Source organism: Shewanella fodinae (assembly GCF_014651955.1).
GTDB lineage: Bacteria > Pseudomonadota > Gammaproteobacteria > Enterobacterales > Shewanellaceae > Shewanella > Shewanella fodinae.
Map to the genome: position 1 here is coordinate 112,928 of NZ_BMXW01000012.1, position 10,452 is coordinate 123,379.

General features: G+C 51.4%; 8 protein-coding genes. 7 read left to right on the forward strand and 1 reads right to left on the reverse strand.

What is annotated here, in order from left to right; all coding sequences use genetic code 11:
* The first annotated feature begins 56 nt into the window (after positions 1-56).
* Positions 57-938: a VIT1/CCC1 transporter family protein gene (locus IE064_RS12045; RefSeq protein WP_189618032.1), complete on the forward strand. Its 882-nt coding sequence runs from the start codon at positions 57-59 to the stop codon at positions 936-938.
* Between the two features lie 35 nt (positions 939-973).
* A complete protein-coding gene (locus tag IE064_RS12050) occupies positions 974-1,660 on the forward strand; it encodes a 2'-5' RNA ligase family protein (protein ID WP_189618033.1) in 687 nt (228 codons plus the stop codon).
* Between the two features lie 72 nt (positions 1,661-1,732).
* On the opposite strand, the gene IE064_RS12055 is transcribed toward IE064_RS12050, so the two are convergent.
* Positions 1,733-3,139 (reverse strand): DEAD/DEAH box helicase, encoded by a 1,407-nt coding sequence (locus tag IE064_RS12055; protein ID WP_189618034.1) that lies wholly within the window; start codon positions 3,137-3,139, stop codon positions 1,733-1,735.
* Positions 3,140-3,348: 209 nt separating this feature from the next.
* Here IE064_RS12055 and IE064_RS12060 point away from each other — a divergent pair, with 209 nt between their 5' ends.
* The 5 genes from IE064_RS12060 (at position 3,349) to IE064_RS12080 (ending at position 10,290) form a co-directional block, all read left to right on the forward strand.
* The gene (locus IE064_RS12060) at positions 3,349-4,398 is read left to right on the forward strand and encodes a DUF3626 domain-containing protein (RefSeq protein ID WP_189618035.1); all 1,050 of its coding nucleotides are present in this window, start codon (positions 3,349-3,351) and stop codon (positions 4,396-4,398) included.
* A 192-nt stretch (positions 4,399-4,590) separates the two neighbouring features.
* Positions 4,591-6,384: a heme ABC transporter permease/ATP-binding protein CydD gene (gene cydD, locus IE064_RS12065; protein ID WP_189618036.1), complete on the forward strand. Its 1,794-nt coding sequence runs from the start codon at positions 4,591-4,593 to the stop codon at positions 6,382-6,384.
* A complete protein-coding gene (gene cydC, locus IE064_RS12070; protein WP_189618037.1) occupies positions 6,381-8,105 on the forward strand; it encodes a heme ABC transporter ATP-binding protein/permease CydC in 1,725 nt (574 codons plus the stop codon). Before cydD ends, cydC begins: the two co-directional genes overlap by 4 nt.
* A 212-nt stretch (positions 8,106-8,317) precedes the next feature.
* Positions 8,318-8,821 carry a NifB/NifX family molybdenum-iron cluster-binding protein gene (locus IE064_RS12075; protein ID WP_189618038.1) on the forward strand — a complete coding sequence of 168 codons (504 nt, stop codon included), beginning with the start codon at positions 8,318-8,320 and terminating at the stop codon, positions 8,819-8,821.
* A 221-nt stretch (positions 8,822-9,042) separates the two neighbouring features.
* Positions 9,043-10,290 (forward strand): dicarboxylate/amino acid:cation symporter, encoded by a 1,248-nt coding sequence (locus IE064_RS12080; protein ID WP_189618039.1) that lies wholly within the window; start codon positions 9,043-9,045, stop codon positions 10,288-10,290.
* Positions 10,291-10,452: the final 162 nt, after the last annotated feature.

A 10,452-nucleotide genomic window follows, 5' to 3' on the forward strand; every position in this document is an offset into this window, starting at 1 on the left:
TGTGCGCTTATCAGGCCAACAATCGTATCTGATGACAACCACCAATGGTGAACTCAATGACCCAAGAATTCGGCCCGGCCGATCTCAAAAAAGCCTTGCGACAACAGCAGAATGAAATTAATGATTTCACCATCTACAGCATACTGGCGGCACTGCAGCGCGAAGATAAAAACAAGAAAATCTTTGAAAAAATTGCCAGAGAAGAACAGCAGCATTACCAGTTCTGGGTTGGCATTACGCAACGGCAGTTGGCACCACAGAACTGGCTGGTGATGTGGTATGTGTTGCTGGTGAAATTGCTCGGTACTTCTTTTGCGCTGAAAAGTCTGGAGAAAAAAGAGTGCGGCGCTGAAGCGTTTTACAAAGAGCTATTTGATCTCTACCCGCAGGCGAAGGCCATTTATCACCAAGAAGTTAGTCATGAGCTGGAGCTTATTGATATGCTCCACGATAAAAAGCTGCTGTATACCGGAGCTATCGTCTTGGGGATGAATGACGCGCTGGTGGAACTGACCGGGACACTTAGTGGTATTGCGCTGGCATTTGATAAAACGCTAGTGGTTGGAGCGACCGGTTTGATCATGGGGATCGCCGCCTCGCTGTCGATGGCCGGATCGGCTTATCTTGAGTCTAAAGAAAATCCTAATCCAGATATCAGCGCGCTGTCTTATTCAGCGTATACGGGGGGGGCGTACATCATCACCACCGCAGTATTGGTGTTGCCATTTTTTGTATTGCACTCGATGGTGGCGGCATTAGCGCTGATGTTTGTCTTAGCACTGATTGCTATTGTGTTGTACACCTTTTACATCTCGGTTGCCAAAGACCTGAGTTTCAAAAGTCGCGTGTTGGAGATGTCATCGATCACCTTTGGGGTGGCGATTATCTCGTTCTTTATCGGTTACGCGGTGAAGTATTTCCTCGGGGTTGAGGTATAGCGTCAACCTTAATCATTGCAGTAAAACAGGGCTAGATGCAGGCAATTTATCAACGCCTATGGCAACAGGCTACCGCTGCCATTGACCACGGCAAGTATCAAACCGATACATTAATCAACAATCCCGCCGATGACAGGCGTGGGGTTACTGTACTGTCTTATCTGCAAGCGAGTCAGCCACTGGTCAATGAGATTAATGGCTTTTTACAGGGTGTGAGCGAGCTTGAACCACAGCAATACCGGCAACCCGTCGCAGATTTGCATGTGACCATGCTGTCGATAATCTCTTGTATTTCAGGATTGCAGCTACAAGATCTTAATGTTGAGGCTTATTGTGAGGTGTTTCAGCGGGTATTGGTTGAGGTTGATAGTTTTGAGGTAGCGTTTCACGGCATTACCGCATCGCCGAGTTGCATTTTGTTGCAGGGCTTTGTGGCTGATGCGCGACAATTATCGGCGCTGCGTGAATGTTTACGCCAAGCGTATCGAGACTCAGGTTTGCTTTGCAGTATCGACAGTCGCTATAAAATTGCCACGGCTCATGCCACTTTAGTTCGTTTTAATGCGCCGCTGCAGCAACCTCAGCGGCTGTTGAATTATCTGGCACAGTATCGTGACTATGATTTTGGTCGGCATGCGGTGACGCAACTGTCATTGGTATTCAATAATTGGTATCAACAGCAGCAACATTCGAGGCTGTTGGCTACCGTGCCGTTACGCTGAGTATCGTCATCTGTGGCATCGCGAATTAACGTGTTGCCCTGTAAATCAGCGCAACACGTTTTGCGTCAGTCATCAGCCACGTGATGGTGTGTGATTACCGCGGCGGGGATTATTACCATTGCGATGGGCTGCCGCAGGTCGGCTTTGTTGCTCTCCGGGTTTTCTCGGCTTATTAGCGGGCGGACGTTGTTGTCCGTCAGCGCTGGGTTTGCGCCGTGGTGCCTTAGTTTTTGCATGGCGTTCAGCCGTGGTTTCACCGGTTTGCACTTCTCTTGGCTGTTTGGGTTGCTTCGGCTTCTTGGGTTTTTTCGGCCCATCGGCGCGCAAGCGCGTTTCTTGCAGCGGTTTGTTGGGCTCAAATCCTGCCATAGTTTCCCGCAGAATATGCTGTCCAATCAGATTTTCGATGTCAGCCAGTTGTTTCTGCTCGTCGTCGCTCACCAGCGATACGGCATGTCCAGAAGCGCCAGCGCGACCGGTACGACCGATACGGTGGACATAGTCTTCGGCGACGTTGGGCAAGTCAAAATTCACCACCTGTGGCAACAGGTCAATATCCAGCCCTCGGGCGGCAATATCGGTCGCTACCAACACTGTCACCACACCATTTTTAAAATCTGCTAATGCGCGAGTGCGAGCACCCTGGCTTTTGTTGCCGTGGATGGCTGCCGCGCTGATTTTGGCGGCCTCTAATTGTTTTGCCAGACGGTTGGCACCATGTTTGGTACGGGAAAATACCAGCACCTGCGACCACTGCTGCTGTTGGATAAGCTGGATCAACAAGGCGGTTTTCTTGGTCTTATCGACGGCATACAAGGTCTGGGTGACTTGTTCGGCAGTACTGTTGGGCGGCGCAACCGAGATCTCGGTTGGATTGGTGACCAGCCCTTTTGCCAGCGTACGGATATCATTGGAAAAGGTGGCACTGAACAGCAGATTTTGTCGTTTTGCCGGCAGCAATGTCAGAATTTTTTTGATGTCGTGAATAAAGCCCATGTCCAGCATGCGGTCGGCTTCATCCAACACCAGAATTTCTAAGCGATCAAATTTCACCGCATTCTGCTGATACAGATCCAGTAATCGTCCTGGCGTGGCAACCAGAATATCGACGCCACGGCGCAATGCCAGCATCTGTGGATTAATCGATACCCCACCAAATACCACGGCACTGCGCAGACTAAGGTTTTTACTGTAATCACGCACATTGTCGGCAATCTGTGCCGCCAGTTCCCGAGTCGGCGTCAGGATCAGTGTGCGGATCTGGTTGGCTTTAGGGCGAGTGCCACCACTTAACAAGTGCAAAATTGGCAAGGTAAACGCCGCGGTTTTTCCGGTGCCCGTTTGCGCGGCGGCCATCACATCATGGCCTTGAAGTACGGCGGGAATCGCCTGTTGTTGGATCGGGGTCGGGTCGTTGTAACCCTGTTCTATAACCGCATTTAGGATTGGGGTAGATAAGCCAAGGGAGGCAAAACTCATGCAATAATCTCAATATTAGGTGGCATGGAAGCCGGAAGCTGGAGCCATTTCAGGCGGGCGGCAAGTTTACAGCAAAAGCGATGGCAGTGCCATGAGCAGTGCAGAATTTGTCCGAGGCTGTCAGCTAGCTGAACCAGATCACGGTTCGGACTGCCAATGCCTAGAAATTTGCAGTATCTTGATGCTGTTATAACCAAGGAATGCAGGCAATGACAGCAATTGAGTTTATCAGCGCACAAGCACAGACTCGACGGGACTATGCCCTCGGGCTGATCCGCAATGTGCAGCAGATGTCTGCTATTGCCACTCCCAGACTTAATCATGGGCTGCTGAATCTGGCACAGCATGGACGAGTGGCTTTTCATTTCCATCCCGATCGTTTGGATTATCGCGGCTGGCCGGTGATTGCCGGTTTACTGTCTGATGGCGAATATCGCAGTCAGTTTGAAACCCGCGTCTCCAATGGCAAGTTGTCACCGCAGCTCGGTGGTGCTCGTGATCACTGGGAAAATCAACTGTTCGGCCACTGTTATGTCGGCGCCAAGTTGCGACCCAAGTACGGCGCGCTGGATATTGGTTTACATCAGAGTGGCCCCTCAGCGCGTTTTGGCAGCTGTTATCTGTTGTCTACACCGGAGCTGTTAAGTCAGTGTACGTTCTGTTATTTGGATTCCTGCCGTGAACCACGGGAAAAGGGCACCCTTGCCTGCTTTGAAGATGTATTTGCGGCGCTGTTTAATGAATCCTTTGAGCGTGACGCTGCATTAGGTGTAAATGCACTGCGACCACCGGCCTTGGTGGATTATCTTTGTGAAGAACTGCCGCGTGGTGTGGATGCACGTTTTTTGCGGCCCATGAGCCGAGATTTGGATCATTACATCGAGGCGCAATGTCACGGCGAATTATCCTTGACCCAGGATATCGATGTGCTGGTGGCTGACCCTTCCTATAAAGATACGGCGATTGAAGTATTGATGCAGCGATTGTGCGATCGTTATCAGATCCGCTTATGCTGGCATCAAGGCTTTGTGATGGCGGCGACAGATGTTCCGGCGGACTTCCGTGGTGCTACCATGCCGCAATTGGCGGCTAAAGTGGCACGAGGCGGGGTGTTGACCCCAGCGATTCTTGGCGAGGCCGAGGTTTCGGTACGACGTGAGCCGGAACGCTGGCGCGGGCTTGGCAATGAAGCGGATTTACTCCAACAGTTCAAGTTGCTGTGGCATGTGCTGGTGCGTTTTGGGGCTGTGGGCGCCTGAATGTTTCAGCCGTTTTGGGCGGCAATCACACGGTACAATATTCCCTGCAAAAATAGCAGCCAGAAGGTTTATTCCGATGGCAATGCCTGCGATACTGCCTAGCGAATTTAAACGCATCGGTCAAGCCATGGATTTATGGCGTTGATGCCGATGATATATCCTTGTATTTCGCTGTAATTAGTTTGGATATTCATGGATAAATCCCTTGAAAAACAACTAGCCGGATGGCTAAGACTGCAACAGGGCGCTTGTGGCCCCTATCTGAAACTTTCCATGATGCTCGGGATTGCTAACGGGGTGGCGTTGGTGGTTCAGGCGTGGTTACTAGCGACCATGCTGCAAGGGCTGATTATCGATAACCTGCCACGGCAACAGTTTGTCCCACATTTTATCGCCTTCGCGGTGCTAATTTTGTTGCGCGGCGCCTTAGCCTGGGGCCGGGAAAAGGTGGGCTTTGTTGCCGGGCGGCGTTTGCGCAGTACGCTGCGGGCGGCCGTGCTGGACAAACTCAGTCGTCTAGGGCCTGCTTGGGTTAACGGCAAACCCGCCGGAGCTTGGGCTAGTATTGTGCTGGAGCAGGTGGAAGACCTACAAGATTTTTATGGCCGTTATCTGCCACAGATGGCGCTGGCGGGATTTATCCCGTTGATCATTCTTGGTTGTACTTTTCCACTAAATTGGGCCGCAGGATTGATTTTGCTAACCACTGCGCCGTTGATCCCGTTATTTATGATCTTAGTTGGCATGGGTGCTGCTGATGCTAATCGTAAGCATTTCACCGCATTACAGCAGTTGAGCGGACATTTTATGGATCGCTTGAAAGCATTGCCAACGCTTAAGTTGTTTTATCGCGCGGCAGCGGAAGAACGGGCAATTGCCAAGGCTTCGGAAGATTTCCGTGAGCGTACCATGGCGGTGCTGCGACTGGCCTTTCTCAGTTCGGCGGTATTGGAATTTTTTGCGGCAGTCTCAATTGCAGTGGTGGCGGTGTATTTTGGTTTCTCTTATCTGGGGGAACTGAACTTCGGTCATTATGGCGTGCCCATCAGCTTATTCACCGGTATGTTTGTGCTGATCATGGCACCGGAATTTTATCAACCGCTACGTGACCTTGGGGCTCATTATCACGCTAAAGCACAGGCGATTGGCGCGGCAGAATCACTGATGGCATTGCTGGAAGCCCCAGAACCCTTGAGCCAGGGCAACGAAATGCTGGAGGGGAGGCTCATCAGCATCGAAGCGCGCGATCTGCAGGTACTCAGTATGGATGGGCAGTCATTGGTAGGCCCGCTGAGTTTTACATTGCAGGCAGGTGAAAAGCTGGCATTGGTTGGCCCAAGTGGTGCTGGTAAAAGCAGTTTACTCAACGCCTTACTGGGATTTTTACCCTATACGGGCAGTCTTAAGGTGAATGGTGTGGAATTGCAACAGCTAGCACCTACCAGTTGGCGGCAACGACTGGCTTGGCTAGGACAGAATCCCCAGCTGTTTCATGGCTCAATTGCTGACAATGTGCGTCTGGGGCAGCCTGAACTTGATGATGCCGCCATCTGGGCATTACTGGAACAGGCCAAGATGGCTGATTTTGTGCGGTCTCAGCCAGAAGGCTTAGCACATCGGGTGCAGGAATTTAGCGGCGGTTTGTCAGTGGGTCAGGCGCAGCGGATTGCATTGGCGCGGGCATTGGCGCGTAACGCTGAGTTGTACCTATTGGATGAGCCCAGTGCCAGCCTCGATAGTCAGAATGAGCAGTGGGTCCTTGATGCTTTATGGCAGGCAATGCAGCATTGCAGCTGCCTGATGGTGACACATCGTCTGGATCAACTGGATCGTATGGACCGCGTGCTGGTGCTGGATCATGGTCAGTTAGTGCAGGAAGGGCGCTTTGCCGAGTTAGCGCAGCAGCCGGGCTTGCTGGCAACTATGTTGGCACAGCTGCCGTTAGCCCTGTCGTTGGACGATGTGGCTGGAGGCGCACAAGCATGAAAGTGTTATTACCGTTTCTAAAATTGTTCCGTCGTCAATGGTTGATGATGATGTTAGGGCTGGTGCTTGGCGTGCTGACTTTGATTGCTGGCATTGGTCTGTTGTCACTTTCAGGCTGGTTTCTTTCTGCTACTGCTGTGGCTGGACTCGCCGGTGTGGGCATGAACTACTTTACGCCAGCCGGGGGCGTGCGGATGTTTTCGATTATGCGCACTGCCAGCCGCTATGGTGAGCGGGTGCTAACGCATGAGGCAACGTTCCGCATTCTGACCGATCTGCGCTGCTGGGCCTGGAAATCGCTGTTGCCACTGAGTGAACGTAACCTGAGTGGTATGCGTCGCGGTGATCTACTGAACCGCCTGGTCGCGGATATTGATACCTTGGATCATCTGTATCTGCGATTACTGACGCCTCTTGCCAGTTATCTGCTGATGCTGTTGTTACTGTTTGTGTTTGTCGGTTGGTTTGACTGGCATTTGGCATTTTTGCTGTGTGGTGGTTTGTTGCTAGCTGCCATTGTGTTGCCATCATTGTTCTATCAGTTGGGACAAGCGCCAGGGCGCCAGATTATTGAGCAGCGACGCCATTACCGGGTGCGGTTGCTGGAGTGGTTATCAGGGCAAGCGGAGCTAACACTGTTCGCTGCTGCCGATGATTCCCGTCGCACATTGGCACACGTGGAACAACACTGGCTTGATAGTCAGCAGCGAATGGCCACGATTAGTGGTATGAGCCAGGGATTGCTGATCCTGTTTCATGGAAGCTTGGTATTGCTGATGTTGTGGTACGCTGCCAGTGGTGTCGGTGCTGCAGTGCCGCCAGGCCCCTTGTTGGCATTAGTGGTATTTTGTGTGCTCTCCAGCTTTGAATTAATGATGCCATTAGCGGGCGCGTTTCAACATCTATCTGCCACTATGCTGGCCGCCAGCCGGGTTGCCGATATTACCGGGCAGACACCAGATATCACCTTCCCGACGACCAGCAATGGTAAGGCAGCTAACGGCGAGTTGCTGATTAACGATATTGTGTTTGCGTACCCGCAAGCGCAGCCCGTTTTGCAACAGTTGTCGCTACGGGTTGCGGCTGGCAGCAAAGTGGCGTTGTTGGGAAAAACCGGCTGTGGCAAATCAACCTTGCTGTCGTTAATTACCCGCCAATGGCAGTCGCAGCACGGCACTATCCAACTTGCAGGAACACCATTGGAGTGTTATGACGAACAGAGTCTGCGAGCTTCAATGACGGTGGTGAGCCAGCGTGTGGCTTTGCTGAGTGCCTCGTTGCGGGACAATTTACAATTAGCGCTGCCAGAGAAAGTGAGCGATGAGCGATTGTCACAGGTGTTGCAACAGGTGGGCTTGGCTAATCTGTTGCAGGATCAAGGCTTGAATGCCTGGATTGGCGAAGGTGGCAGACAGTTATCCGGTGGTGAACAGCGGCGTATTGGTGTCGCCAGAGCATTGCTGCGCGATACTCCGTTGTTGTTACTGGATGAGCCAACCGAAGGACTAGATCGGCGTACCGAGCAAGAGATCCTGCGATTATTACTGGCACATGCCCAAGGTAAGACGTTACTGATGATCAGCCATCGTTTGACCGGCATGGCACAGATGGACGCTATTCATCTGCTGGAAGGTGGGCAGATTACGGCCAGTGGGTCGCATGAGCAACTGCTGCACACTACACCTGCTTATGCGAGTCTGTACCGGCAATTGCAGGATTGATAGCGGCGGCGTTATTAACGCTTACAAAAGGATGTCTTTGGCATCCTTTTTTTATGTCCATGCCCCGGCAATATTTAATCAAGTTAAGCCTGAAAATCGCTAGCAGATCACAGAAGCTGACGTATCGATCTTCAATAATCAAATTATTGGCATATGCTAATAATTGTAAGGCGCGTTGTCATACAGACGACGCCGTAATTGGAGTAGAAACGATGATAGTTATTCCTATGAGTCGGGGGCACTTGTCCGGGCATTTTACCAAAGCGCAGCAGTTGGCCTTTTTTAGCGCAGACGGTCAATTGCAGCAATTAGTCGATAATCCGGCCTTAGGGGGCAATTGTGCGGACAAGAGTGCGATGCTCAATCTGATAAAACAGCAAGGGGCTCAGATAGTGCTGGTGCACCAGATTGGCGAACGTATGCTGGGTAAATTGTTGGATGCCGGGATCAGTGTTTGCCGCCCCAGAGAACGTAACGGCAGTTTGCAGCAATTGTTGAACGATGCCTGTGATACACGGTTACGCTTGTTGGATACCAGCACTGCCAGACCATCATTGCAACATCAGAATAAAGGTGGGTGTGGTGAAAGTTGTGGTTGTGGCGGAAGTGGTGGTTGCCATCATCACGCCTCGACAGTGCCGCAAAGCTCACTGTGTCGGCCACAGCATTGCTGTAGTGACGAGGTTCATTTTAGTGGCTTCCGTCCGCAAAAATAGTCAGCATTCTCTGTATTGATTGTGGGTTAAGACTCCTGCCAGTTGTTCCTTGTTGTTTGTGCTTATCAGCTTTTCGCTGTTACCGGTGGTGGAAATGTGATTTTCTTCTTCCGCCCCGGCCTTTTTATCCATCTGCGGAATTTTCTATGGTAACTTAACTTGTTTTTTACAGTTTGCCATACCGGGATTGCCCCGGAAGTCTGAAAAGGAAGATAACAATAATGAAAAGCAAACATTGGCTTGGCAATATTGGTGTGCAGGTAGTAATAGCCATGATCCTCGGCGCGGTAGTGGGCTGGGCGATGGGCAGCAGTGCTTCAATATTCGCTCCTTTGGGAACGCTGTTTATTCATCTGATTAAAATGCTGGTGATCCCGTTGGTGCTGGTCGCAATTATTGCGGGTTCCGCCAGTCTTGGTAATACACCATCGGCCGGTAAAATTGGCCTCGGCACTTTTGTGTTTTTTCTGGGAACTTCAGCGCTTGCGGTCGTGCTGGCGCTAGTGCTGGGACATCTGTTTGAACCTGGATTGGGTACTGATATTACCGCACATGCTAAAGCATTTGACCCCGTGACCGCTGACCAAGGGGCGTTGCCCGGGGCCGTAGACACGTTGATTGGCATGATCCCTACGAATGTGTTTGAATCCCTGACCGGTGGTAATATCCTGCAGATCCTGGTGTTCAGCATTTTCTTTGGTATTGCCCTGACCAAGGTAAAAGGTGCAGGGCCTAAGCAGGTGCAATCAGCACTCAATACCGTATTAGAAGCTTTGGTGTGGATGATCTCTAAAGTGATGCTGATAGCGCCACTGGGGGTGTTCGGGCTGATGGCCGATGCGGTAGGCAGCTTCGGTTTTGGTGCGATGAAAGTGGTGCTGAATCTGTTCTGGGTGTATCTGCTGGGGATTATCATTTACACCTTCTTGTTTTTCCCGGCGCTAGTGCAACTGCTGTCACCGGTCTCCGCATTGAAATTCATCATGGTGATGAAAAAGCCGCAGGTGATGGCCTTGTCAACGGCGTCGTCGATGGCGACCTTGCCGGTCAACATGCAGACCTGCGAACAGGATCTGAAAGTCAGTAATGCCACCGCATCGTTTGTCTTACCGCTAGGGGCTACGGTCAATATGAGCGGTAATGCCATTTATTACGGGCTGGTGGCGATTTTCTTTGCGCAGATGTACCACGTCCCTCTGGATATGACTGCTTATGCCGCGATTATCCTTACCTCCACCCTCGGTGCTGTCGGTCAGGCAGGGGTGCCGGGTCCGACATTCCTGGTGGTTGCTGTGCTGTTGTCGGCGGGGATCCCGATCGATGGCTTGCCATTACTGTTCGCGCTGGATCGTATTTTTGACATGATCCGTACGGCATTAAATATTACTGGTGATGCGGCTTGTGCAGTGATTATGGACAAGTATGCGCCAGAGAAAGCGCAACCGGTACTCATAGACGAAGCCGACTGAGTTGTGTTGTTACCACTAAAAAGGCCACCCAGAAGGTTAACGCCACTCGCTTAAGAGCGAGTGGCGTTCTTATCTCTAGAGCGTGAAGGATATTTCGCCGCTTTTTTCAATACAGCTCTTGGGTAAGGCTGTCTTTTCCTTTTCTCTGGCAGAATTAGCCGC

Bases quoted from the DNA above. Each gene is read 5' to 3' on its own strand.
- cydD (WP_189618036.1), top strand. From the start codon at position 4,591: ATGGATAAATCCCTTGAAAAACAACTAGCCGGATGGCTAAGACTGCAA.
- IE064_RS12045 (WP_189618032.1), top strand. From the start codon at position 57: ATGACCCAAGAATTCGGCCCGGCCGATCTCAAAAAAGCCTTGCGACAA.
- IE064_RS12060 (WP_189618035.1), top strand. From the start codon at position 3,349: ATGACAGCAATTGAGTTTATCAGCGCACAAGCACAGACTCGACGGGAC.
- cydC (WP_189618037.1), top strand. From the start codon at position 6,381: ATGAAAGTGTTATTACCGTTTCTAAAATTGTTCCGTCGTCAATGGTTG.
- IE064_RS12050 (WP_189618033.1), top strand. From the start codon at position 974: ATGCAGGCAATTTATCAACGCCTATGGCAACAGGCTACCGCTGCCATT.
- IE064_RS12080 (WP_189618039.1), top strand. From the start codon at position 9,043: ATGAAAAGCAAACATTGGCTTGGCAATATTGGTGTGCAGGTAGTAATA.
- IE064_RS12055 (WP_189618034.1), bottom strand. From the start codon at position 3,139: ATGAGTTTTGCCTCCCTTGGCTTATCTACCCCAATCCTAAATGCGGTT.
- IE064_RS12075 (WP_189618038.1), top strand. From the start codon at position 8,318: ATGATAGTTATTCCTATGAGTCGGGGGCACTTGTCCGGGCATTTTACC.